Here is a 26348-nt window from a genome sequence, read left to right on the forward strand (position 1 = left end):
GATTATTTTTATGTAATGATTGTTGTCAGTTTTATCTTTTTAGCCTGGTTGCAGTTTCGTTTCCAAGCATATTTAAGGTTATATTAATCTATATGTTGTTTGTGTGTTATTTCAATGTGTAAACTTGTGTGTCAATAAGCGAATAAATACGAGATATTAATGGAAAATGATCACGCTTGTCAGCCTATCACCGCCGAATCGGTACCTACTGTTATTGAAACTGCGCGTCTGAGCTTGATACAAATGTCTTTAAATGAACAAGACTTACTGTTTGAGCTTGATCAAGATGAAGCCGTGATGCGTTACATTAATGGTGGGCGTAAAACAACCATGGAAGACATTGAACAACGCTTTATGCCCAGACTACGCCGCTATCATAATCCCCTAAAAGGATATGGTTTATGGAAGGTTATTGCTAAAGCCGCATTTGTTACTACTGAGAGCAACAGAGTTACAGAAGAGCGGGCTGGGCAGTTTTTAGGTTGGATTTTAGTGAGGCCGATGTTCTTTTTTACTGATAATCCTCATTTACATGACATTGAGCTCGGCTGGCGTTTTAAGCAATCTACCTGGGGAAAGGGCATCGCCACTGAGGCGGCCAAGGCCGTTTCCGATCTTGTTTCGAATCATACCGAAGTCACTTCATTGAGTGCGATAGCCGATGAAGATAATACTGGCTCAATTAATATTATGAAAAAGTTGGGCATGACCTTTGTTAAAAAACAAGCTCATCCTGATGTTCCTGACAATCAGCAAGTGGTTTTTTATCGTCTTTCGCTTAACAAATAGCCGTGATGTAGTACCTCAGCGAACGTAAGATTATTATCCTCACTGACAAAGATCTACATACAAAAATGCCAATCTTGCGATTGGCATTTTTAATTGTGCCCTTCAATCCAAGGATCAAAGCGAACAGAAATGATTACTTAAGTGCGTCTAGGTAGCGTTCTGCATCTAATGCAGCCATACAGCCTGTACCAGCAGAAGTAATAGCTTGACGATAATGTTGGTCCATCACATCACCACAGGCATAAATACCTTCAATACTGGTTTGGGTCGCATTACCCTGTAAACCACTGTTCACTTGTAAGTAACCGTGATTCATTTCTAATTGACCGGCAAAAATACCAGTATTAGGACTATGGCCAATGGCAATAAATACGCCAGCGACTTCTAAGTCAGTGATTGAACCGTCTTTGGTACTTTTCTTCTTCAGGCCGGTTACACCCATGTTGTCACCAACCACTTCTTCTAGAGTTTCATCTAAGTGGAGAATGATATTGCCGTTAGCCACTTTATCCATTAAACGATTAATTAAGATTTTTTCAGAGCGGAAGCTGTCACGACGGTGAATAAGATGAACTTCTGAGGCGATATTACTTAAATACAGCGCTTCTTCAACCGCAGTATTACCACCACCTACTACAGCAACTTTCTGGTTGCGATAGAAAAAACCGTCACAGGTAGCACAAGCTGATACGCCACGGCCCATAAAGGCTTCTTCTGATGGTAAGCCTAGATATTTAGCTGATGCACCGGTGGCAATAATTAATGCGTCACAGGTGTATTCGCCATTGTCGCCTTTCAAGCGAAATGGACGTTCAGTTAAAGTCACTTCGTTGATGTGATCGAAAAGAATTTCAGTATCAAACTTTTCAGCATGCTTTTGCATACGTTCCATTAGTGCAGGACCGGTTAAGTCTTCAGCATCGCCAGGCCAGTTTTCAACTTCAGTTGTCGTGGTTAATTGACCACCTTGTTGCATACCTGTGATCATGACAGGTTTTAGGTTGGCACGCGCTGCATATACTGCAGCGGTATAACCCGCTGGGCCTGAACCTAAAATCAATAGGTTACTATGACGAGCTTCACTCATGTTAATTCTCCGATTAGATACGATACATTGCGTAATAAAAAAAGTGCAATCAATAAAAATGCAATTAGGCAGGATTGTAGGGAATTTAGCAAAGCGGGTAAAGGGTGCGGTTATGATTGATAATCGATTGAGGCAATCTAATCTGTCAATAAATGGTGTCAGTGATGTATTAATCAACAGACACCTTGATATTGTCAGGTCATTAATATGCGATATGACACGAAGGCAGATTATTTTTTTCTAAATAATTTTGATGATAATCTTCAGCGATATGAAATGTTTGTAAAGGCACTATTTCAGTTACTATATGGCGTTGTCCCCAACGGCCACTACGTGCAAAGGCCAACTTAGACGCTTCAGCCTCAGCTTTTTGCTGCTTATCATGGAAGAAAATAGTACTGCGATATTGGTTACCGATATCGCCACCTTGCATATTCAGTTGTGTCGGGTTGTGATTTTGCCAAAAAACAGTTAACAAATCATCATAGCTCACCACAGCAGGATCGAATTCAACTTGAACGACTTCAGCATGACCGGTTGAGCCAGTTTTAACTTCTTTATAGGTTGTTGCAGTATCTTTTCCGCCCATATACCCACAGGTAGCATTACTTACGCCGTTAATTTCACGAAAAAAGTATTCAACACCCCAAAAACAACCCGCACCAAAAGTTGCTAACGCCATGACACACCCTTACAAAAGTTTTAATAGAAGTCTAGATGGCTATAATTGTGTTCAAGTTTAACCATTATTGCAAGCATTGATTCGTCTTTAACTGCAGTTTAGTGGCGATCAATTTCATTTTGTTTGGCTTGTGGTAGAATTAGACGTAGGAAATACAAGCAAACTGTCCAGATTTGCATAATAAAAACAACAAGGAGCTTAAATTGACTTTACCGCTTATGGACACCAGAGATTTTCTAGCTTTTACTTTAGCAAGCCCGCTATCTCTGCCACAGCAATACCATTTTCATTTAGGGGACCAAACCCAAGTTGATATTCTTGATACTGGTGTGATTGTATTTACCCCGTTAAATTCATCAGCCACGGTTAAAAAAGATATTGTACTGTCGTGTGCTGTGCATGGTAATGAAACCGCCCCGATTGAGATTTGTAATCAACTGATAAAGTCGTTATTGAGTGAAACTATTATTACTCAACATCGACTATTGTTTTTAATTGGCAATCCTTCGGCAATACTCAATAAAACCCGTTTTCTTGAAGAGAATATGAACCGTTTATTTAGCGGTGCCCATTCAAAAGGACAGGGTTTAGTTAATGCTGAGCGTATTCGTGCCAAAGCTTTAGAAGAGTATGTGGCCGACTTTTTCAATAATGGCGCATCAGGCAGTCAACGTATTCATTACGATTTGCATACTGCGATACGCCCATCAAAACATGAAAAATTTGCTATTTATCCTTACCGCCCAGGTCGAGCGTTTAGTGGTGAGCAAATGATGTTTTTAGCTGCATGTGGCGTTGACACCATATTGTTTCACCATGAACCCACAACCACATTCAGCTATTACTCTTCTGAGCACTTCAAGGCCGATGCATTTACAGTCGAGCTGGGTAAAGTGATGCCTTTTGGTGAAAACGATATGAGTCGTTTTGAAGATACCCACAAAATGTTAACGGCGTTAATTACCCAAGATGTAGTCAAATTGCCAGACTATAATTCAGCATCATTGAATTTATACAAAGTATCGCGTTCAATTAATAAAAGTGCTGACGATTTTGCTTTCAGCTTTGCTAATGATGCACCCAATTTTAGCCAATTTAACCAAGGTGAAATCCTTGCAACAGAGGCAGGCACTGAGATAAAAGTGCAACAAGAAGTCGAGGCGATAGTGTTTCCTAATGCTAAAGTACCTATAGGTCAACGAACCGTATTGTGCCTAGTACCTGCACCAAATGAAGATGTACAGTAGGCTACTGAGTTAGCGTAAAGCAAATTATACAATTTAACAGACTAAGAATTCATTAATGGCCTGGCTAAACTATTGTATGGAAGTTTACGTTAACGTAATGTTTGTCGGCAAACTATAATTAGACTGCTACTCTTGAGGTAGCATCTCACAAGAACAAGAGCACATTATGAGCAACGCACCACTGAGCAACGAAACAGTGCATCGTGTCAGCTTTCTCGACAAGGCGTCATTGCACATTCCCATTTTGCGTGTTTTACAGGCAGATGGCACCACTTACGAAAACGCAGTGTTACCCGTTATCGATCAAGATTTAGCGGCGAAAATCTATGACACTTGCATATTTACCCGAGTTTTAGATGAACGTATGTTAGGTGCACAGCGCCAGGGGCGTATTAGCTTTTATATGACCTGTACCGGTGAAGAGGCGGCCATTATTGGTAGTGTTGCTGCGTTAGACCAAGGTGATGTGATTTTAGCTCAGTACCGTGAGCATGCTGCACTGCGTTATCGTGGTTTTACCACTGAACAATTTATGAATCAGATGTTCAGTAATGAAAAAGATTTGGGTAAAGGCCGTCAAATGCCAATCCACTATGGTAGTAAAGCGCTTAATTACCATACTATTTCATCTCCTTTAGCCACTCAAATACCGCAAGCTACTGGCGTTGCATATGCGCAAAAGCTAAAAGGCGAGCGTAATGTCACTATTTGTTATTTTGGCGAAGGTGCAGCATCAGAAGGTGACTTCCATGCAGGCTTAAATATGGCGGCGGTGTTAAAAGCCCCAGTCATCTTTTTCTGCCGTAACAATGGCTATGCTATTTCAACCCCAACAGAAGAGCAATTCGCGGGTAACGGTATTGCCAGTCGCGGTGTAGGTTATGGCATGCATACTATTCGTGTTGATGGTAACGATATGTTGGCTGTACTGGCTGCAACACAGCAAGCGCGTGCTTATGCATTAGAGCACAATGCACCAGTATTAATTGAAGCCATGACGTATCGTCTTGGTGCGCATTCATCATCAGATGATCCATCGGGATATCGCTCTAAAGATGAAGAAGCAAAATGGCAACAACATGACCCGGTAAAACGCTTCAAGCTATGGTTAATCAATAAAGGTTGGATTAACGAAGCTGATGACAGTAAAGCCCACGAGAAATATCGTGAAGAAGTGCTTGCTGCGGTGAAAGTCGCCGAGAAGATACCTGTACCTCGATTAGATGAAATTATTGAAGATGTGTTAGATCAACCAACAGCAGTGCTGAAAAAGCAGCTTAAAGAGTTGAAAGAACACATCAACAAATATCCTAAAGCCTATCCAAAAAGTGCAGGGAGACTATAAGCCGTGGCTCAAATGAATATGTTACACGCCATCAATGAGGCGTTATCAATTGCCATGAAAGCCGATGAGCGCATGGTAGTTTTTGGAGAAGATGTTGGCCACTTCGGTGGTGTTTTTCGAGCAACTTCTGGATTACAAGAGCAGTTTGGTCGTGATCGCTGCTTTAATACACCACTAACCGAACAAGGTATTGCGGGTTTTGCTAACGGTTTAGCTGCACACGGCATGACCGCGGTAGCTGAGATCCAGTTTGCAGATTATATTTTTCCAGCGTTCGATCAAATCGTCAATGAAACGGCTAAATTCCGTTATCGCAGTGGTAATGAGTTTAATGTGGGTGGATTAACCTTCCGTACACCTTATGGTGGTGGTATTGCTGGTGGTCATTATCACTCCCAGTCTCCAGAAGCGTACTTTACCCAAACTCCGGGATTAAAAGTGGTTATACCGCGTAATCCTGAGCAAGCTAAAGGATTATTGTTAGCCTCAATCCGCGATCCCAATCCAGTGATTTTCTTCGAGCCAAAGCGTTTATATCGCGCATCGGTCGGCGAAGTGCCTGAAGGCGATTACATTATCGAACTTGGTAAAGCTGACGTGGTTAAACAGGGCACAGATGTGACTGTTTTAGCCTGGGGCGCTCAGGTTGAAATCGTTGAGAAAGCCTGCGCTATGGCTGCTAAAGAAGGTATTTCATGCGAAATTATCGATTTACGTACCTTAGCACCTTGGGATATCGATACTGTGGCTAAGTCGGTTAAGAAAACAGGCCGCTTAGTTATAAACCATGAAGCACCATTGACAGGTGGTTTTGCGGGTGAAATCGCGGCGACGATTCAACAGGAATGTTTCTTACATTTAGAGTCTCCGATCAATCGAGTCTGTGGTTTAGATACACCTTATCCACTTATTCATGAAAAAGAATATATGCCAGATGAGCTGAAAACATTTGAAGCCATCAAAACCACAATGGCATTTTAGGAGTGGGCATGATTAAAGATTTTATTTTACCCGACATTGGTGAAGGCGTTGTTGAATGTGAGTTGGTGGATTGGTTAGTTGCCGAAGGTGACACAGTAGTAGAAGACCAACCGATAGCTGATGTGATGACCGACAAAGCGTTAGTGCAAATACCGGCTCCTAACGCTGGGGTGATCACTAAGCTGTACTATGCCAAAGGCGAGATAGCGATAGTACATGCGCCTTTATATTCAGTCAGATTAGCTGATGATACAGATATAGACACAGTTGAAGCGGCACCTTTACAGCAAGAAGCAACAACCAGTATTGTTTCAGGTGCCAGTGCATCGGGCACAACAATTGAAGACTTTTTATTGCCTGATATTGGTGAAGGCATTGTTGAATGTGAATTAGTTGATTGGTTAGTTGCAGAAGGTGAAATGGTTGTTGAAGATCAACCCATTGCTGATGTGATGACAGATAAAGCGCTAGTACAAATACCAGCAATGAAAGCCGGTAAAATTGTGAAGCATTATTACCGTAAAGGTCAGTTAGCTAAAGTGCATTCACCTTTGTTTGCCATTGAAGTGGAAAGTGAGTTTGTTAGCGCGGTTTCTAGTAGTGAACCTGCTCAACAAAATACTCATCAAGCGTTGAATGCAAACCAAAGCGTTTCTATTGAACCCGTTAGTCAAGGTAAAGCATTAGCCAGTCCCGCTGTACGTCGTTTAGCGCGTAGCTTAGACATTAACATTACCGATGTGTCAGGCTCAGGTAAGCATGGCCGTGTATACAAAGAAGATGTAGAACGTCATCAACAAGGCGGAGTTGTTAAGTCTGCGCCAGTGCCAGCGGTTAACGCTTTGACATCAGCACCTTCAGCGACAGTTTCTAGCTCTGTTAATACAGCAACTATTAATACAGCAGATCGTGTCGAGCCAATTAAAGGCGTTAAAGCCATTATGGCGCGAATGATGGTTGAATCTGTATCGACTATTCCTCATTTTACCTATTGTGAAGAGTTTGATTTAACTGAGCTGGTTGCATTACGTGAAACGATGAAGCAGCGCTATTCAACTGATGAAGTTAAGCTAACCATGATGCCTTTCTTTATGAAAGCCATGTCTTTAGCCTTAACTCAGTTCCCGATTTTGAATAGCCAAGTCAATGCCGATTGTACTGAGTTAACCTATAAATCTCGCCATAACATTGGGATGGCGGTTGATTCAAAAGTGGGTTTGTTGGTACCAAACGTCAAGGACGTACAGTTAAAATCTATTTTAGATATTGCTGCTGAAATTACCCGTTTGACCACAGATGCAAGAAGTGGCCGAGTATCACCTGCTGATTTGAAAGAAGGTACAATTTCTATTTCAAATATCGGTGCATTAGGTGGCACAGTCGCAACGCCTATTATTAACAAACCTGAAGTCGCTATAGTGGCATTAGGTAAGTTACAAGTATTGCCACGTTTTAATGCCAAAGGTGAAGTTGAGGCGCGTAAGATCATGCAAGTCAGTTGGTCTGGCGACCACCGTGTGATTGATGGCGGCACCATTGCGAGATTCTGTAACTTGTGGAAGCACTATTTAGAGCAGCCACAAGAGATGTTAATGGCTATGCGCTAGTCAGCATATACAGAATAAATGCTAAATTGATAAAGGACGCGTAATGCGTCCTTTTGTTTTAGGGTGAGTTTTCGTATAATTCGCCCAAGATTCACACTATTGGAACCGTTATGAGCTTGTCGGCACCCCAAATCGAAACGATTAATTATCCATTTCCGCCTAAACCCGCAGTCTTATCTGCTTCAGAGAAGCTTGCTTATAAGGCACGCATTAAGCAATTACTGATTGATCACAATGCGGTTCTCGTTGCCCATTATTATACCGACCCTGAAATTCAAGCCTTGGCTGAAGAAACCGGTGGTTGTGTATCTGACTCATTAGAAATGGCTCGTTTTGGTCGTGATCATCCTGCGAAAACATTAATTGTCGCAGGGGTCAAATTTATGGGTGAAACCGCTAAAATTTTAAGCCCAGAAAAAACCATTTTAATGCCAACGTTAGAAGCAACCTGTTCATTAGATTTAGGTTGTCCTATTGAGCAGTTCAATACTTTTTGTGATGCGCATCCTGATCATACAGTGGTGGTTTATGCTAATACCTCAGCGGCAGTGAAAGCCCGTGCAGATTGGGTTGTCACCTCAAGTATTGCATTAGAAATTGTTGAGCACTTAGATAGCCAAGATAAAAAAATTATTTGGGCACCGGATCGTCACCTAGGAGCTTACATTAATAAACAAACTGGTGCTGATATGCTGTTATGGCAAGGCGACTGTATTGTGCATGATGAGTTTCAAGCTAAGGCATTACGCGAACTTAAAAAGCTGCACCCAACGGCTGCAATTCTGGTTCATCCAGAGTCACCAGCAAGTGTAGTTGAACTTGCTGATGCAGTAGGCTCCACTAGTCAGTTGATTAAAGCCGCGCAAACCATGCCAAATGATAAGTTTATTGTCGCAACCGATCGCGGTATTTTCTATAAAATGCAGCAAGCGGCTCCCGGTAAAATATTACTTGAAGCCCCAACCGGCGGCAACGGCGCAACCTGTAAAAGCTGTGCCCATTGCCCATGGATGGCGATGAATGGTCTGCAAGCCATTGAAGCCTCGTTATCTGATATGGATAAAACAGACCACGAGATTTTTGTCGATGATGAACTACGCATAAAAGCATTAATTCCACTGACACGCATGCTAGATTTTGCCAAAGAATTGAACATGAAAGTGAAGGGTAACGCGTAAGCGTTAAGCTTGTTGTGAAGATAAAATAAAAAGCCGACATCATGTCTAACACCGATCAGTTAAGAAACTGATCGGTTGACAGCAAAAATGATCCTACGAAAATGGCTCCTTCTTTTGAACGGAGTCATTTTTTATGTTGTCTAACTGGCTTATTGATACTGAATTACTTGTCGCCCCCGAAGAACTATCTATCTTTCAAAAAGAATTGCCGTTGGAATGGATTGAACAAGCTTTGGAGCTAACCAACAAAGCAAGTATTAGGCGCAGAAAACTTCCAGCAGAATTAGTCGTTTGGCTCATCGTTGGAATTGGCCTCTACCGAAATCGTTCCATCGCTGAAGTCGTCTCCAAGCTCGACTTAACGTTAGTTGATAAGTTGGGAGAAACCGTTGCACCAAGTGCTATCCCGCAAGCCAGACAGCGACTGACAGCCGCTCCCCTTAAAGCCCTTTTTGATATCACTTCTAAACACTGGTGTCATAGGGAAGACAGCCAAGATACATGGCATGGTCTTCAGTTATTTTCTGTTGATGGAACGACATTTCGATGTGCAGAAAATACCGAGAATTCAGAGCATTTTGGCTATATCAGTAATCAGCATAGGAAGCAGTCCGTATACCCAGTAGCCCGCTTATGCGCACTCATGTCATTACGAAGTCGTATGATAAGAAATGTAAAATTTGGTCCGTGTAGTAAAGGGGAAATTAGTTATGCTCGAGAGCTAATTGGATCAGTTCCAGCTAATTCTCTCACTATTTTTGATAGTTGTTACTTTAGTGCAGATCTTATGACAAGTTGGTGGGGAGCCAACCAGAATAGTCATTGGCTTACACCACTCAAAAGTAATACACGCTTTGAAGTCATCGAGCAATACGCTGACAACGATTATCTAGTTGAGATGCCAGTATCACCACAAGCGAGAAAAAAGAACCCAGAGCTACCTGAAAAGTGGCATGCGAGACTAGTGACCTATCAAGAAAAATCCCAGGGCAATCATATTACAGGTGTGCTGAGTTCATTAACCAATAGAAGCAAATACTCCTCTCAAGATATATTAGATGTCTATTTCGAACGCTGGGAGATAGAAAATGGCTATGGAGAAATCAAGCAATATCAACTTGATGAGAGTATTTTATTAAGAAGTCAGACAGTTGAAGGCATTTATCAGGAGATTTGGGGATTACTGATAGCGTACAACTTGATCCGAGTTGAAATAAGCCAAATCGCTAAAGAGGCAGAAGTGTCACCATTACGGATTAGCTTTGTAATGGCGATGCGCTATATACAGGATGAGTTGATGTGGTGTGCAATTGCTTCGCCAGGAACAATCCCTAAAAAGCTCAAAGCAATGAGGGAAAACGTTAAGCAATTTATCTTGCCCAAAAAACGAAAACGGCCCAAAAGTAGGACCGTTCGAATTAACAAAACCCGCTATCCAGTTAAGAGAAGAAACTCTTAACTGAATGGTGTTAGACATCATGTCGGCTTTTTTGTTTAGTCAGTAAAGCTGACAGCTCTGCTCATTATAATGACAGTGAACTCACCCAGGAAAAGGTTAGATAATTCAGAGAGTATTTACACGGTAAATTAACCACATTGGTACCAGATCTACTCGAGTTACCATCCATTATCACCTTACTATAATAAGGTTATCATCAGGTGATAATTTAATTCGATTGTACTGTAAGGTGATCGGTCTATAATGAGGGGTATCTTGACGCCGTACCAGGTTATGGGATCGCCGCAATGAAATACCGCACACATTTATTTTCTCTTCGTATCGGGCATGCACTGCGAGAGTCTTTAAAAGACGCTCCCTATAATGCCAATACATTCACTAAAGATTTATTAGCCGGCTTAACCGTAGGCATTATTGCTATTCCATTAGCAATGGCGCTTGCTATTGCCATTGGTGTCGCACCGCAATACGGGTTGTATACTGCCATTATTGCTGGGTTTGTTATTCCGCTCACCGGTGGCTCACGTTATAGCGTGTCTGGCCCTACCGCCGCGTTTGTGGTGATCCTCTATCCCATAGTGCATCAATATGGTCTGTCTGGTTTATTGCTGGCCAGCCTGTTATCCGGACTAATGCTGATTATCATGGCATTGTTTCGCTTAGGGCGTTATATCCAATATATTCCCGAATCAGTCACCTTAGGGTTTACGGGTGGTATTGCTGTGGTGATTGCAGTGCTACAAGTTAAGGACTTTTTTGGTCTAACTATTACCGAGATGCCAGAAAGTTTTGTCGGTAAAGTAGCTACCTTAGTTCAAGAAATTCCTGGGTTTTCTGGGCCAACATTGCTGGTGGGATTAAGCACCTTAGTGGTGTTTATTTTGTGGCCAAAACTCAAGTTGGCTGTGCCAGCACATCTGCCTGCTGTGATTGTGGCGAGTATAGTAGCGCTGGTACTAAATCAACTTGGTTTTCATGTGGCGACCATTGGTTCTACGTTCAGTTTCACCCTAGCCGATGGCTCTATCGGTGCAGGTATTCCCTCTATGTTGCCCGATTTTGAATGGCCTTGGCTTCGCGCGCAAACGGGTGAAGTGCCATTGGTACTCACTTGGCTATTAGCCAGTGACCTATTGTCTGCCGCCTTTGCTATCGCCATGTTAGGCGCCATTGAATCGCTACTGTGTGCAGTGGTGTTAGACGGCATGTCAGGTAAAAAACACAGCGCCAATAGCGAATTACTTGGTCAAGGTATCGGTAATATTATCGCGCCATTTTTTGGCGGTATTACCGCAACCGCTGCCATTGCTCGTTCGGCGGCTAACTATAAGTCGGGGGCGGTAAGCCCAATCGCGGCCATGATCCATGCGCTGGTGGTGTTAGTGTCTTTATTATCGCTCAGCACTGTTTTAGCTTATATCCCCATGGCGGGCATGTCGGCGCTGCTTACTATGGTGGCATGGAACATGAGTGAAGCGCCTAAGATTGTCCATCTTGTTAAAAAAGCCCCTGCCAGTGAAATACTGGTGTTGATGGTGTGCTTGTTACTGACCATATTTTTTGACATGGTGATTGCGATCAGTGCTGGGATCATTTTGGCGTCGTTATTATTCATGAAACAAGTGGCCGACATGACCAAGGTGCAAGACATTAGCGAGCAGAAAAAGCACGTGCATGTTGAGTTACCGCCACGCTGGAAAGTGTTTAAAATTAATGGGCCATTATTTTTTGCTGCCGCCGACAGTGTGTTTGGTGAGTTGGCGCATTTGAGTGGCGACCAGGATGGGGTGATATTGTATTTTGACGGGGTATCGCTTTTAGATTCTGGTGGTGTCTCGGCGCTGTATAAGTTTATTGATAAATGTCAGCGTGATAATACTCGAGTATTGTTGGCAGATTTTCAATTTCAGCCACTTAAAACCTTAGCTAAAGCAGGCTTTAAGCCTGACGGCGTGCAGTGCGTGACGTATTCAACCTTGGCTAGTGCGCTGGATGATGTGGTGGCGGGAGCGTAAAAACACCATAAAGGCTGACAAACCAGTATGGTGTTTTCGATAAACTAGTTGCGATGATACTTTGTGAGTTATTGGGCTGGTTTAGCGACTTCAATATACTGCCAAGAGTCTGCAATGTGCAGCCTTGCTGAAGTCACTTGCTTATTTCGCTCAACATTAATGTGGTTAGTTTGCTCTGACCACAATTCTTGCAGGGCGGTCATCTTAAGATAAAAACCGTCCATATTAGTGGTGATCGGCGTTTCCTGATAAACCCACAAATACTTGCCCTGTAACTCGGTGCCAACGTAAGTTAGCGTGATCGGATGCTGCTGCTGATCCTGCATCGAAAAAGTCGAAATAGCATAATAAGCAAATGCTTCACGGCCAACCGGATCGCCGATCAGATCGGTACTTTTATCGATTACTTGTTGGGCTGCGTGTTCAGCATCGTGTAAATAAAACCGATGCTGGACTTCTAACATGCCGCTACGCTGATTAAATATGATACTGGTGTAAGCTTCTTTTTGCTGGTGGGCTGTGGCATTGCCCGCCAGAAAACTCAAACCGACAGCGATTATTCCGACAAAGAATGATAGGCGCATTATTTCTTCTTCACTTTGATTTCAGGCTCTTTCAGGGCCTCTTTGTTGTCATGCATAATGTCGCGATACTTATTGCCCTTACGTTCCTCTTCTTTAAAGGCTTCAATGCGTGACGGAATAATTTGTCTTGGGTAATAGTTGTTTTCAATATCGACATCGGCAGTTTCGCCGCGACGATCAACCACGGCAGACACTAAGATTTTGTCTTTGTCGGTGACAATGAGCTTACTGACTTCAAACGGTGAGCGGCGCCAAATTTCTGCTGGCAACACCAATGACTCTGTTTCACCATTTTCAAATGTGAGTTCGAGTAGAATTGGCATCACTAAGCCACCTAAATTGGCAAAGTTAAACACGTAATAATTTTTATCTTCTTTGAGTGCACGTGCGAGTGCTTGCTGCTCCCATGGGTCTAGCTCGGCGTGTTTTTTGTTGTACTTGTTGCGCTCTTTATTGGTCACGCTAAATTGATCATATTGGTCATGATAATCAACATTATCTGGATTAAGTTCAACCCAGGTTTTTAGACCACTTTGTTGGTTACGCTCAACCGAATAAGGCATGGGTTTGTCTTTATAATCTTGGCGACGACGATCAAAATCAATATCAGGATTATTGCTGTCTAAGCGAAGTTTATAAATGCGTTCTAGCGAGATATCAACATGGTCCGTGGTGTAAAACCAACCACGGAAAAACCAATCTAAGTCGACGCCAGAGGCTTCTTCCATGGTGCGGAAAAAGTCGCTTGGAGTAGGTCGCTTGTTCATCCAGCGACGGCTGTATTCTTGAAAGGCAAAATCGAATAGCTCACGGCCCAATACCACTTCACGTAAAATATTCAGTGCTACAGCGGGTTTAATATAGGCGTTTGGGCCCAGTTGCAACACACTGTCTGATTGCGTCATCACCGGTACTTGCACATTAGACTTCATGTACTCAATCACGTCACTTGGCTCACGCCCCCACGGTAGCGATGGGTCCCATTCTCGGGTGGCTATGCCGTCTAAAAAGCTATTTAAACCTTCGTCCATCCACGTCCATTGGCGCTCATCTGAGTTCACAATCATTGGGAAATAGTTATGGCCGACTTCGTGGATCACCACGCCGATTAAGAATTGTTTTTCCGACAAGGTATAAGTACGGCTTTCATCGTCGTGCCAAATGGTGCGTGGACCATTAAAGCTGATCATCGGGTATTCCATGCCGCCAACAGGGCCGTTTACACTAATGGCTGCAGGGTAGGGATAATCGAAGGTAAAACGTGAATAGACTTCAAGGGTGTGAATAACCGATGCAGTTGAATAACGCTGCCACAACTCGCCACCTTCTTTAGGATAAAACGACATCGCCATTACTTGTGGATTCTGGCTGCCTTTTTGTTGATAACCTTGTGCATCCCAAATAAATTTACGTGAAGATGCCCAAGCAAAGTCGCGTACGTTTTCAGCTTTAAAATGCCAGGTCTTATTACCTTTAGCTGTGCTTGATTCGTTAATAATGGCCTCGTCTTCCGAGACAATAAATACAGGCTTTTTGGCGGTTTTAGCTTTATCTAAACGTTTAAGTTGTTCAGGTGATAACACCTTTTTGCTGTTTTGTAATACGCCAGTGGCCGTAACAATATGGTCGCTGGGAACGGTCATACTGACATCGTAATTTCCAAACTCTAGGGTAAACTCGCCGCTGCCTAAAAACTCTTTATTGTGCCACGCTTCGTAGTCGGAATAGCTGGCAACTCGCGGAAACCACTGCGCCAATAAGAAGATGTCATTACCGCCTTCACGTTTGTCGTCTGGGAAGTGCTCATATCCAGAACGTGCACCCACGGCGTCTTCTTCTAAAATGTTATAGCCATAATTGATGCGTAATTGTGTCGATTTATTGTGGCTTAACGGGGTGGGTAAATCGACACGCATTTGGGCGCCGACAATAGTGTATTTTACAGGCTTATTATTAGTGTCAGTAACCGCCGTTATTTGATAACCCAAGTTATTATCAGCTAAAAATTGTTGGCGACGAAGATCACCTAAACTGATTTTGGCAAAGGCATTATCACCATAAGTGTTGTTGGCACTAACGCTTCCATCCACGCCATTAAATGCGGCGCTGCGTTCAGATATCGAATCTGATTTAAAACGATTTTGTTCTAGCTGTAACCATAGATATTTGAGCGTATACGGTGAGTTGTTGTGATAAGTAATCACTTGCTTGCCTTGAATGCGACGCTTTTTTTCATCCAGAGTGACATCGATTTTATAATCAACTTGTTGTTGCCAGTAGTCTTTACCTGGTTCGCCAGCAGCATTGCGGTAATCGTTTGGTGTTGGGAGGCTCTCTTCAAGTTGACGAAACTTGTCTACAAAATGACCTTTGCTTTGGACAATTTCAGAAGCCGAACTGGTAATAATAACTGAACTGGTTAATGCCAGTAACAGCAGCTGACGATACACGCGCATAAATACTCCTTTGACGTCAGCAAGCTGATGTCAATAATCCCAAAATGATGATTTGTTGTGTTTTTGTTGGCGAAGTGTAACTAAATTGAAATGAATATGCAGTTGAATAATGTTACCAAACTTTGCATTCTTTGATGGTAATGCTGTTTGACCAGATATCGGTAAAAATGTTTGTAGCCGCTTATGGTTTACATCTGTAGTTTGTTTCTAGATATAGTTGTCTTCAGATTGAAAAAAATTGCTGAATGCTTTCAGGGTATCAACTCAGAATATATTATTAGCAGGTAATAAATAGCACCGTTTGTTTAGTTGCTAATTGATTTAGTTTACCACTTTGGTTGTAATAAGCTTTTTGCCACAAACAACAAAAAGCCCCGCATAAATGCGAGGCTTCTGAGCTGAACTAAATTCAATAAGCTAATCTAAAAGTAGATTACTTCGCGTTCATTAGTGCAACAGCGTTGTCTAACATGCGGTTACTGAAACCCCATTCATTGTCATACCATGACATCACTTTCACTAAACGGCCGTTAACACGTGTTTGTGTTGCGTCGAAATTAGAAGAGAAAGGGTTGTGGTTAAAGTCGATAGACACTAATGGCTCAACATTAATCGCTAACACTTCAGACATTGGCGCCTTTAGTGAAGCGCGGGTAATGATGGCATTAACTTCTTCTACCGTGGTGTCACGAGATGCTAAGAATGTTAAATCAACTAAAGACACGTTGATGGTAGGTACACGAACCGCTAAACCATCAAATTTGCCTTGAAGCTCAGGAACCACTAAACCAACAGCAGCAGCTGCACCTGTTTGAGTTGGGATCATTGACATTGCAGCAGCACGAGCACGACGTAAATCTGTGTGATACACATCAGATAAACGTTGATCGTTAGTGTAGGAATGGATAGTGGTCATTAAACCTGACTCAATACCTAATTCATCATTTAACGGCTTAGCAATAGGTGCTAAACAGTTAGTAGTACAAGATGCGTTTGAAACCACAGTCATGTCAGCAGTTAATACTTCGTTGTTTACGCCGTAAACCACGGTAGCATCAACATTCTTACCCGGCGCAGAAATAAGCACTTTCTTTGCACCAGCAGTAAGGTGTGATTGAACTGATTCTTTTGACGTGAAAATACCAGTACATTCAAACACAACATCAATTTTTAACTCAGCCCAAGGTAACTTTGACGGGTCACGTTCTTGGAAAGTTAAAATTTTGTCACCATTAACGTAGATAGCTTCTTCGTCATGATCAACTTTGGCGTTAAAACGACCATGTACGGTATCGTACTTAGTTAAGTGAGCATTAATTGACGCATCACCTAAATCGTTTAACGCAACGATTTCGATTGGGTAGTCTTTTTCGCTTTCATAAAGTGCACGTAAAACATTTCTACCGATACGGCCGTAGCCGTTAATTGCAACACGGATAGTCATCTCATATCCCTCAATTGAAAATAAATTAGGTGGCATATAAATCGCCTGGTTGTAAAATTACCAAATTGACGGCTTTCGTCAAGCTAAATCGGTCTAAAAAGCGCTTTTAGACCTAAAAATTTCGTAATTTTTATCCATTTTGTGCATTTGGTGGCTTTTTTAGACAGGAAATTGAAAGTGTTCATGCATATCTTATTTATCTTCTAATAACTGAGCACTGATTGAATTGGCAAAATTAGCGCTTTTTATGTCGATGATTAAGGCTTGCGCTTGTGTATCTAAAACTGTCGCTAATTCAGTATTACCATTGACTAATCCGTTGAGTTGCTTTTGATCAATTTGATTATCAGTCATTAACGAATTGGCCTTGGTAAACAAATATACGTATTCAAAATTTTGTTGTTGCTGAAAAACACTGGCCAAACCTAACAACCAGTCTGGATTAAATTGTTCAGCGGCAACGGTGGTAAATAAAAAGCGGTATATCCGTTTAGCATCCATTGGAGATACACGAACAAAATAAGCTGCTAATTGACTGAGTATTTCTGGATCGTCAATTGCGCCATTTTGATAATGTTTGATAACGATATCCTGTGATGGTTTATCGTTAAATCGTATCCAACGGTAATAAGCTAAGTAAATATCTGGATTGTCCTTGGTATAGTCACGTAATTCACTCAGTGTTTGAGTGCTAACAGCAAAGGCTCTTGCACGTTCTTGGGTTCGCTGCGGATTTAATATGTGCTGAACTCCAGCGGCTAATTCGACACAATTACTGTAGTTTTCCAGATGAATGAGTTGTTGATAAAGTTGCAGACCAGTCGGATTTTCGGTTTGCTTTAATTGTAGTCTATGGCGGATTAGGTCGGCTTTTTCAAATCGACACCAACTATCTTGGTGTAAATCGGCACAAATTTCAGGATTATTTTTACAAATGATGTCGCTGTTTCGGTCATTTTCACAGCCCAAAAGGCCTAAAAAACCTATAAAAAAACTAAATGATGTAATTATTACTAGATTTTGCTTCAAAAGAGGCTCCTGGCGAGTAATTGTCTAATAAAATTACAGGTTTAGCGAAAATTAGTTACTGGCGAAATGCAGCCGATTTCATTACAATGACGCCGACCTAGTGGGGATGACTCCCCATCAATACACTAATTATTGGTCTTTTCTTTTTGTTACTCAAACCTTTCTAAAACTATTTAAAGAAAAGTGAGATAAAGGAACCCTACATGAGCGCAGATAAACATCTACAAAGCTGGCAAGAACGTTTTGAAATGGCAGAGGCCATGCAACCTTTACTTGGTAAGTTATATCGTAACCAAGGTGTCGAAGTTGTGGTATACGGCAAGCCATTATTAAACGCATCAACCATTGAAATCATCAAGTCTCACCGTTTGGTTCGTCGTCATGTAGGTGATAAATTACGACTACGTGAAAGCTTCCCATTTATTCAAGCTCTTAGCAAGCTTGCTGTCAAGCAGTGTAAAGTCGATATTGGTAAATTAGCCGTCAATTATTGGCGTGACCATAGCGATGCTAGCCAAATAGAAGCTTATATGGCGACTGAACTCGCAGCGGGAATGAACTATGGCGATGATACACCAGCACGTGATGTGGTGTTATACGGTTTTGGACGTATTGGTCGTTTACTCGCGCGTTTATTAATAGAACGTACAGGTAAAAGTAATAAACTATGCTTACGTGCCATTGTGTTACGTGGTGGTAAGAAGGGTGATCTAGAGAAGCGTGCAAGTTTACTGCGTCGCGATTCAGTACACGGTCCTTTTAATGGTTCGGTAGAAGTTGATGAAGAAAATAATGCCATTATTGCTAATGGTACCTATATTCAAATTATCTATGCTAATTCACCAGATCAAGTTGATTACACTCAATACGGTATTAAAGATGCTTTAATTGTTGATAATACCGGTATTTGGAAAGACGAAGCAGGTCTTGGCTTACATCTTAAGAGTCCTGGCGCGGCAAAAGTCTTATTAACCGCACCAGCGAGTGGCGCAATCAAGAACATCGTTCATGGTGTTAATGATAATGATATTCTGCCAGAAGACACCATTGTCTCTGCGGCCAGTTGTACTACCAATGCGATAACGCCTGTGCTTAAAGCATTAAACGATAAATACGGAATTGAAAATGGTCACGTGGAAACAATTCACTCTTACACCAATGATCAAAATCTAATTGATAACTATCATAGCGCCGATCGTCGTGGTCGTAGTGCACCACTTAATATGGTGATCACAGAAACCGGTGCCGCTAAAGCTGTTTCTAAGGCGCTACCTGCATTAGAAGGTAAATTAACCGGTAATGCGATCCGCGTCCCAACGCCTAACGTGTCTATGGCGATAATTAGTGTCAATTTAAATGCTGAAACTAACCGTCATGACTTAAATGAATACTTAAAAGATATGGCTTTACTGTCTGAATTGCAGAATCAAATTGATTTTACAGAATCGACAGAAATTGTATCAAGTGACTTAGTTGGTTCACGTTATGCCGGTGTGATTGATTCTCAAGCGACTATTGCTGAAGGAAAACGTGCGATTTTATACGTTTGGTATGACAACGAGTTTGGTTATAGCTGTCAAGTTGTTGGTGTTATGCAAAAAATGCTTGGATTAACCACCTTATCTTTACCAAATAGCCAATAGATAACTCAGTTCCTGCTGTCGTTTAACGAGCAGGGAATGGATATTTAGAAAAAGTACCTTAGGGTACTTTTTCTATTTTTAGGTCTATCTGTTAACTTTTAAACAGTGATGAACGTTTATTCAGCAGTTAACTCAAAATAACCAATAATTGTTATTTTATTGGTTGACTCTGAAAGTGAAAACGGTAGAATGCGAACCCGCACTCAGGGGAACTTATACAGTTTATGTAAAGTATTTCCAGATGCGATAAAGATTCAGCGACATTAGCTCAGTTGGTAGAGCGATACCTTGCCAAGGTATAGGTCATCGGTTCGAACCCGATATGTCGCTCCAAATTGAGTTTGTACTGTACAATACAGTTTAAACAACAGTTTGCCCGAGTGGTGGAATCGGTAGACACAAGGGATTTAAAATCCCTCGCTGAATAAGCGTGCCAGTTCAAGTCTGGCCTCGGGTACCATTATTAGACTCTTTTTAATTGCAAAGTTAAAAAAGAGTGATGGATAAAAAAGCCTCGACATTATGTCGGGGCTTTTTTTATGTCTATATCTTTTTATGTCTATGCCTTTGTAATGTAAATTCCATTCACCAAAAATTTATACTTTAGCCGCCTGAGGAATATCATAGGCAGTGATGATTAGACACTCTCTGCCTGAAGATGTCTCAAGCGTATAAAATATTTAGTTTGGTTGTTTTTACCCTAAAAAGAATCGTTAATGTGTGAAAAAGACGAGTTGCTATGGCTGCACAGCTTTTAAAAGGTGGTTTAGGTTAGATAAAATAATGCCTTCACTTAATAGTAAAGGCATTATTGTTAACATGACAACCAGGGTAGAATTGTTTTAGAGAATATTAATTACAGCCAGTCCAGATTTCTCCATCTGTGCTGCATTCATTAATCATCGTACCGTCGTCCTGACGCGTGGCTTTAGTCCATTCACCTAAACTATTCTTATCAATTTGCACCATGCTGTTATTCATCCGTTTACGCCAATGGTAAGTGCCAATCGACACGTGCTCATCCCAGCCCTTTGGCAGAATAGATAAATGCTCGATAAGTTCGGTAGCATTAAGCTGTTGAGCCTTATCCTTCATATTTATCCAGTCAGGCAATGACGCAAATTCAGGATCCGCCTCACGGAAAATAAATTCAGCAAAGTAGTCCATGCCATTTTCGGAAAACGACACCGTATGCATGCGATCTAGAGGAACCTCAAGATTTTGCGTGCACTCAGACATTGCATTAACAGAATTAAATTTAGGGATGTTAGTTAATTGATACTCAATATTATCTTTTTTAAAGGTGATCTGTTCAGAAGCCGAGCAATTATATCCACGCTCTATATCGTAGTAAGCATCTTTACGGAACTGTAATTTCCCCGCGAATGTTTGATCTCCCCAACTACTATTGTGGGCAACTACGTCAGACAAGATAATATCGACTTCAAATAAGTCTTGTTCCATTTTAACAATGTTCAGTATCCAACCGTCTGATAGGCTGACAAAAGTCTCTCGGTACCAAGCATTGTCGAATTGATATTTTTCATCCTTATTTTTATCTTGATAAATAATGACTCGAATTTCTACAGCGTCAGGATATTGTGCTTGTATATTCGCTTTATGACCAAAAGAGGCCTTTAACCCTATAACGATAGCTTGGGCTATTTCATAGGCTTGAGTATTATTATCGGCGATAAAATCAGCAAAAATTTGTGCTTCAGAAAGATTATAATGAGTCACTAAGTATATCATTACTAATCGAATTTCATTTTGCAGGTCATTTGTGAGCTGAACATTATTTTTTAAATTCTCACAGCTTAAAATAGGCTGTTGAGCTGCCTTTAGCTTGGCAGAAATTTGCTCCCATAATAGTGATGTTAGTGGTGATATATGACGGATTTCATCATCTGTTAGCGGGGTAATAGAAGGTGGCAATGCCATCTGATAAGCCTCTGTGACAGGGCCTGTATCTTCATCAATCGCACCTACAGGCACATCCACATACATAGTTGAATATGGGACACATTCAGCATGTTCTGGAGTGAACTCAAACGCATATTCACCCGCTGCACCAGATATTGCAGATGGCTCGCTATCTACATCAAAAATACTGTTGCCATTGATATCTAACCACACAGTTGCACCAGATACATAACCGTCAATGACCTTACCAGACAAGCCTACAGTCACCGGCGGCGGTGGAGGCGGCGGTGGAGGTGGCGGTGGAGGTGGAGGTGGTGGTGGTGGTGGTGGTGAAATTACTTCAGTATCGGCTGAATTTGAGCTACCACCTCAAGCCGTTAACGATAACGTTATACCTATCGCGACGGGTACTAGCCACTTATTTGGAACTAAGGTCATGTAATATCCTTACTACATTATTATGTTGATCTAATGGCTAAACCAAGAGAGTCAGGTTATATTTTTTAATATTTTTAATCAAAGGGTTAAGCTTTTTTGAGTTGGGACCGGGCGGGAAGCGGATTAAACAAGCGTGAAGTATCTTTAACTGCCCTGTAAATACTTTACCGACCATCCCTGGCTCTTTAAGCCTAATGCAGGAATATTCTACTCGCTAAGTAACTGAAAATAAATACTACATCATCTTTTTTGCAACAAAATAGACACAATTGGTTGGGTAAATAATATTAATTTGGTTGCAGCACCACACGTCCGTTTATTAACGTCTGATAATTACTAGCGCTCTTTTGTTCAAAATAAAGAAATGTTGTAATACGTTTTTGCCCCAAGCTTTGTTTGGAAATATGGCCTGCGGCCACTAACGTCGTGGCGCTTCACCCACACCAGACCAAAAGGGTATCAACAGCAATACCCTCTATACTCTTTATTAAAGAATTAGGCCCTGCTGCCCCTGACGAAAAATGCTGAAAAGCGCATAATTTTCGATGGGGATCGATCCAGCTTTCAACTTCATCTGTATCCGGCTTCGGCCATTGTCACCTAATATAAAAAATATCCTAACGCTTCCGATGAGCCGTCCCTGGCCCAACGAAAGCTAGCGTGGCATCCATGCCAAGCTCACGGGTTCTCGGAATAAAGAGTCTCGATGACCTCAATTCAAAACGGACATCCCAGCTTTTCTTATAGAATTGTTACAAATGAAGTTAAATCGAAGAGGCGAAAATATCATCTGCATAAGAACTTGCGGCATGCAATTGATTAGATTGAAGTCACGAATTGACTTAATCGGACCAATATGACTTGTATTAAAACATTGAATTAATGCTATAAAGTAGATTAGAGTATGAAAACTTAAGGACAAAGTAGGGTCACCTCGAACACTATCATCGAGTGCGCCATTTACGGAAGACAAACCATTCAATAACATTTGCCTATTAACTCCCCTAAAATGTTTACCCTGACCCAACTAATTTACTAATTTACTGTTGCGTACTGCTAGACACTCGCCGTTCGTTTGCTAGAAAACATAAAAACTGTTCAATGTGCGTAGGTAAAATATGCTTTGCAGCAGTAAACTGAAAATATCTTATAAAATAACGGTTCCAATAAAGGTATGACTTTTCAGTTTGGTAGCTGTAATGCCTTACTCTAATTTGTTGTCTAATCGCTTCTAAATATCCAGTTCCTGCCATCATTTCCCCCTTTATGTTACCTGTACTGTATTTATATACAGTTATAATGGGTTTTGACGGAATAACAATAATAAGTGAACAAAAAGCAGTCTAAAGGACTATGTCGAGAAAAATAGGGCTGCTCTAATATATTGATCTTGCTTGGTTTATTTTTTTACATTTGGCGCAGACACTTTTAACGCGCAATTTTAGTTTTATATTTGAGTGTAAGAGTCATTAAATTGCTTTACTTCAAAGACATAGGAAATGTAGGATGATCTTAATCAATAACTTAAACGGGCGGCTTTATCGGTCGAGCCGTTCAATAAGCTGTTAGCAGTACAAGGTGGGCACTTGAAGATTTCCGTATTCCCTAAATGCCATTGGTCAGATTTTAAAGATGCCAAGGAAATAGAAAGGCTGATCTGGAACACTCTAAAAGTTACTGATGTCGGCGGTTCTTGGGATTATCACAATTTCACTTCTGACAGCTCACTTTGGTGTAACGGCCACTACAGTTTAACTCTGCGATATATGGACGAAGGCAAGCTACAAAGCATTGAGCTAGTGAATCCTGAACCCAGAAATGCAGAGCTAAATTTTCTAGTTGAAATATTTCTTAAGCAGTACGGCCTTGTTAGTGAGTACTGCTAACAAGTTTGTGAAGTTCGCCCAACAAGTTGGGCTGGGACGCGCAAACAACGCGCGCCCCTTACAAAAGCGTTAGCCCTCATGGAGTAGTATCGTGTTTAGCGAAATAAAATGGAGATTCAATCTTGCTGTTATTAGCTCACTTTTACTGATTTTACTATCTGCATTTCAATGGTCACTCGTGGAAATCATAACTGTTTTTCTTATGATGCCTTTGTCTGGGGCTGTTTGGTTACTTTTTATAGGTTGTATAATATCGAGTTTAACTTGTTTATTAAAATTCAAAGCTATTGGTAAAAAGACTTTTGCGCCAATAGGTATTCAGGTCGCAGTGTTTCTATTGGTAATTTATGTTCCATTTACCATGTTATGGCTAAAAGTGGATTACGCTATAAATAAAGAAAAACGAGACGTAGTAGTTACTGAGGTATTAAATGGTCAACTAAAACCAAATGTTGATCATAACTCTTCTTTGATTCACTTAGGCGAAAATTATCGAGGGTTGTCTCGCGGTGGTAATGATATTGTCATAGAAAATCATGAAAGTTTAACTTATGTTTTCTTCTTCACTTTTAGAGGAATAATGGATAATTATTCAGGCTATCTATATGTTCCTGAGGGGGGGTCACCCGAAAAGTATAGTGATTTAAATGAAACTGATTCAACCGAAATAAAACATATTGAAAATAATTGGTATCTTGTTTCTCATCACTAAGGGCTAACAAGAGACTATGGCGTCAATAGTTAATTTTATGCTTTTGGCGCTTCCCATAAAACACCATCTCTTAACATCGAATTTAAGATCACAACCATCTTTCTAATACAGGCAATAATAGCCACTTTCTTTGGTTTTCCTGCCGCAACTAACCGCTGATAAGTCTCTTTAAAAACAGGGTTAGATTGTATCGCTGACATCATGGCCATATAAAATTATGTGGGGTCAGTGTAAACTTTACTTAATTCCCCCACATTTACTAATCCCACGACCTACCTTTAGACCCTTTGCACTAAGTCATTTCTGTCCAGTAACAAGTTAACTCTAGTGTTGCCGCAGCCATCACTGACGCTAAATCGAAGAGATAATAATGCGGGTGCAGATGAGCCAGCGAGTATCCAAAACAAGGATGTTTTGGTTGAGCCCACATGGACGTGCTTGCGGCGTCTCGTTGGATCATCTGTACCTGTAGTCAATCTCAAACCTATGAGGATTTAATTGGATCTGATTAAATTTTTATTAAAATGAAACCTTCCAACCCGCTTTTGTTCAAAAGTTTGATAGCCGTAGAATGAAGGCTGTTTAATGTTTTTGAGCAGGAGATATGTAACAGTGACCAGATAGCCACTGTTACTGATTAATAAATTAATAAGTTAAAAATTATTGACCAGCTGACAATAACTCAAGATTCGTCACTAGATTTCTTACGCCATGGGCATGATCTTCATTGAACACATTACTTTCACACCATTTACCCACAGTGGCGATATTCACCTGAGCCACTTTTGGACGAACACTCCACGATACTTGAAGCGGTGAGCCTTGTTCATTATATCCAGGGCCTGTTGTCGAGCCGGCATATTGAATCGCATTACCTGTATTTGATGGAATATTTAGTGCCTGGTGATAGCCATTGCTTTGGCCTAACTGGGTAAGTTGACCAAAATCTAATGCCTTTGCATTATTCACTAATACAAAAACTTGCGTTTCAACTCTCAACTGTGGATTGTTAACCGACTCACTTAAACAAGCACCTAAAGTTGGGCCTGGGCTCACTTGAGCTGTGGAATGCACATAGTGCAATTCAATGGTATCGCCAGGTATTAGATTACCGTGTTCACTTGGGCAAATAGCTTGCTTAACCGGTAATAAGTCTTTTTTACTGATGCTACCTGAGTATTTAAAGCCTGTTGAGTAACCTTTACCGTCACCGTTACCCGCATAGGTAGTAAATTCACCGCCAGAGTGTTCGGCATTTTTATGAAAATGAATATTACATAAATTCATTTGGGTGTAGGCCGGAGCTTGGCTGAAAATAATCTTATTGTTGCCGACCAAAGAATTAATATCACGAGGTGATTGAGGGCCGAAACCTTTTCCAGCGGTATTTTCTGCCAGTTCTGCACGCTGCGCAGCAATGGTCTTATCTGATACGGCGACATTGTGCTCTGTATTGTTGTCTTTTGCTGACACGCTGGTGGTTAAGGTTGCCGAGGCAATAGCCAGCATCAATATATGTTTCATTTGATTTCCTTTTAGGGAATAGCATTTTTGATAAAGAATAGGACAGCTTTTAGCGTAGTCAAATTTATAGGGGGGCAAAAAAGCCGTACAAGTATGATTAAGATAAATTTACGACACGGTAGGATTTGCGTTAGCGGTAATGTACTTAAGCAAGCTTAAATGTGTATTAAATGTGAGTGTTTTTGATGCATCGCTAGGCGAATACCTTAGGGTTTTCAGGCTATATTTTTTATTTACAGTAGGGTATGTTTTTGTGTGAGATGTAAACCTATTAAAACCGACTATAAATATTACCTGAATAAAAATGGCTAACAGTTGT

The 26348-nt window shown here is 41.2% G+C and carries 21 protein-coding genes, 2 tRNA genes and 1 pseudogene; 14 read left to right on the top strand and 10 right to left on the bottom strand.

The features are described 5' to 3' along the window. Positions 1-159: 159 nt before the first annotated feature. The gene (locus ACRWP9_RS11020) at positions 160-789 is read left to right on the top strand and encodes a GNAT family N-acetyltransferase (RefSeq protein WP_434926055.1); all 630 of its coding nucleotides are present in this window, start codon (positions 160-162) and stop codon (positions 787-789) included. A gap of 133 nt (positions 790-922) precedes the next feature. Here the strand turns inward: ACRWP9_RS11020 and trxB are convergent, their stop codons facing one another. Continuing rightward, entirely contained in the window at positions 923-1876 is a 954-nt protein-coding gene (gene trxB / locus ACRWP9_RS11025) for a thioredoxin-disulfide reductase (protein ID WP_235084919.1), read from the bottom strand. A 202-nt stretch (positions 1877-2078) separates the two neighbouring features. Then, positions 2079-2558: a peptide-methionine (S)-S-oxide reductase MsrA gene (gene msrA, locus ACRWP9_RS11030; RefSeq protein WP_226409975.1), complete on the bottom strand. Its 480-nt coding sequence runs from the start codon at positions 2556-2558 to the stop codon at positions 2079-2081. Positions 2559-2761: 203 nt separating this feature from the next. On the opposite strand from msrA, the gene astE reads away from it, so the two are divergent. From astE to dauA, 7 genes are all read left to right on the top strand, one after another. Further along, positions 2762-3805, top strand: a complete 1044-nt coding sequence (gene astE, locus ACRWP9_RS11035) for a succinylglutamate desuccinylase (RefSeq protein ID WP_434926056.1) — start codon at positions 2762-2764, stop codon at positions 3803-3805. Between the two features lie 166 nt (positions 3806-3971). Further along, on the top strand, positions 3972-5150 hold the full coding sequence (locus ACRWP9_RS11040; protein ID WP_434926057.1) for a thiamine pyrophosphate-dependent dehydrogenase E1 component subunit alpha: 1179 nt from the start codon (positions 3972-3974) through the stop codon (positions 5148-5150). Between the two features lie 3 nt (positions 5151-5153). Beyond that, positions 5154-6131, top strand: coding sequence for an alpha-ketoacid dehydrogenase subunit beta (locus ACRWP9_RS11045; protein ID WP_226409972.1), 978 nt, complete (start codon positions 5154-5156; stop codon positions 6129-6131). An 8-nt stretch (positions 6132-6139) separates the two neighbouring features. Next, positions 6140-7738, top strand: coding sequence for a dihydrolipoyllysine-residue acetyltransferase (locus ACRWP9_RS11050; protein ID WP_434926058.1), 1599 nt, complete (start codon positions 6140-6142; stop codon positions 7736-7738). 110 nt (positions 7739-7848) lie between these two features. Continuing rightward, the gene (gene nadA / locus ACRWP9_RS11055) at positions 7849-8916 is read left to right on the top strand and encodes a quinolinate synthase NadA (RefSeq protein WP_434926059.1); all 1068 of its coding nucleotides are present in this window, start codon (positions 7849-7851) and stop codon (positions 8914-8916) included. A gap of 133 nt (positions 8917-9049) precedes the next feature. Next, a complete protein-coding gene (locus ACRWP9_RS11060) occupies positions 9050-10375 on the top strand; it encodes an IS4 family transposase (protein WP_434926060.1) in 1326 nt (441 codons plus the stop codon). Between the two features lie 287 nt (positions 10376-10662). Beyond that, positions 10663-12390 (top strand): C4-dicarboxylic acid transporter DauA, encoded by a 1728-nt coding sequence (dauA, locus tag ACRWP9_RS11065; RefSeq protein ID WP_434926061.1) that lies wholly within the window; start codon positions 10663-10665, stop codon positions 12388-12390. Between the two features lie 68 nt (positions 12391-12458). Here the strand turns inward: dauA and ACRWP9_RS11070 are convergent, their stop codons facing one another. The 4 genes from ACRWP9_RS11070 to ACRWP9_RS11085 all read right to left on the bottom strand — a co-directional run bounded on the left by ACRWP9_RS11070 (position 12459) and on the right by ACRWP9_RS11085 (position 17903). After that, the gene (locus ACRWP9_RS11070) at positions 12459-12974 is read right to left on the bottom strand and encodes a DUF6702 family protein (protein WP_434926062.1); all 516 of its coding nucleotides are present in this window, start codon (positions 12972-12974) and stop codon (positions 12459-12461) included. Next, entirely contained in the window at positions 12974-15430 is a 2457-nt protein-coding gene (locus ACRWP9_RS11075; RefSeq protein WP_434926063.1) for a M1 family metallopeptidase, read from the bottom strand. Before ACRWP9_RS11075 ends, ACRWP9_RS11070 begins: the two co-directional genes overlap by 1 nt. A gap of 433 nt (positions 15431-15863) precedes the next feature. After that, entirely contained in the window at positions 15864-16874 is a 1011-nt protein-coding gene (gene gap, locus ACRWP9_RS11080) for a type I glyceraldehyde-3-phosphate dehydrogenase (protein WP_226415926.1), read from the bottom strand. A gap of 192 nt (positions 16875-17066) precedes the next feature. Then, positions 17067-17903, bottom strand: a complete 837-nt coding sequence (locus ACRWP9_RS11085; protein ID WP_434926064.1) for a DUF2989 domain-containing protein — start codon at positions 17901-17903, stop codon at positions 17067-17069. A 203-nt stretch (positions 17904-18106) separates the two neighbouring features. On the opposite strand from ACRWP9_RS11085, the gene ACRWP9_RS11090 reads away from it, so the two are divergent. The 3 genes from ACRWP9_RS11090 to ACRWP9_RS11100 all read left to right on the top strand — a co-directional run bounded on the left by ACRWP9_RS11090 (position 18107) and on the right by ACRWP9_RS11100 (position 20006). Further along, on the top strand, positions 18107-19546 hold the full coding sequence (locus ACRWP9_RS11090) for a glyceraldehyde-3-phosphate dehydrogenase (RefSeq protein ID WP_434926065.1): 1440 nt from the start codon (positions 18107-18109) through the stop codon (positions 19544-19546). 257 nt (positions 19547-19803) lie between these two features. Further along, a tRNA-Gly gene (locus ACRWP9_RS11095) sits at positions 19804-19879 on the top strand. Between the two features lie 41 nt (positions 19880-19920). Next, a tRNA-Leu gene (locus ACRWP9_RS11100) sits at positions 19921-20006 on the top strand. A gap of 392 nt (positions 20007-20398) precedes the next feature. Here the strand turns inward: ACRWP9_RS11100 and ACRWP9_RS11105 are convergent. Next, on the bottom strand, positions 20399-21724 hold the full coding sequence (locus ACRWP9_RS11105; RefSeq protein WP_434926066.1) for a hypothetical protein: 1326 nt from the start codon (positions 21722-21724) through the stop codon (positions 20399-20401). On the opposite strand from ACRWP9_RS11105, the gene ACRWP9_RS11110 reads away from it, so the two are divergent. After that, positions 21708-21911, top strand: a complete 204-nt coding sequence (locus tag ACRWP9_RS11110; RefSeq protein WP_434926067.1) for a hypothetical protein — start codon at positions 21708-21710, stop codon at positions 21909-21911. The genes ACRWP9_RS11105 and ACRWP9_RS11110 overlap by 17 nt on opposite strands. Positions 21912-22947: 1036 nt before the next feature. Here ACRWP9_RS11110 and ACRWP9_RS11115 read toward each other — a convergent pair. Then, positions 22948-23163: a phage integrase N-terminal SAM-like domain-containing protein gene (locus tag ACRWP9_RS11115; RefSeq protein WP_434926068.1), complete on the bottom strand. Its 216-nt coding sequence runs from the start codon at positions 23161-23163 to the stop codon at positions 22948-22950. A 330-nt stretch (positions 23164-23493) separates the two neighbouring features. On the opposite strand from ACRWP9_RS11115, the gene ACRWP9_RS11120 reads away from it, so the two are divergent. Beyond that, entirely contained in the window at positions 23494-23793 is a 300-nt protein-coding gene (locus tag ACRWP9_RS11120) for a hypothetical protein (RefSeq protein WP_434926069.1), read from the top strand. A gap of 91 nt (positions 23794-23884) precedes the next feature. Then, positions 23885-24505 (top strand): hypothetical protein, encoded by a 621-nt coding sequence (locus ACRWP9_RS11125; protein WP_434926070.1) that lies wholly within the window; start codon positions 23885-23887, stop codon positions 24503-24505. Between the two features lie 35 nt (positions 24506-24540). Here ACRWP9_RS11125 and ACRWP9_RS11130 read toward each other — a convergent pair. After that, positions 24541-24717: pseudogene (locus ACRWP9_RS11130) on the bottom strand (IS110 family transposase); the annotation flags it as partial. A gap of 448 nt (positions 24718-25165) precedes the next feature. Continuing rightward, a complete protein-coding gene (locus ACRWP9_RS11135; protein WP_434926071.1) occupies positions 25166-26029 on the bottom strand; it encodes a delta-class carbonic anhydrase in 864 nt (287 codons plus the stop codon). Between the last annotated feature and the right edge of the window lie 319 nt (positions 26030-26348).

Origin of the sequence: Shewanella sp. HL-SH2 (genome assembly GCF_051164935.1) — a bacterium.
Taxonomy (GTDB): Bacteria; Pseudomonadota; Gammaproteobacteria; order Enterobacterales; family Shewanellaceae; genus Shewanella; species Shewanella glacialimarina.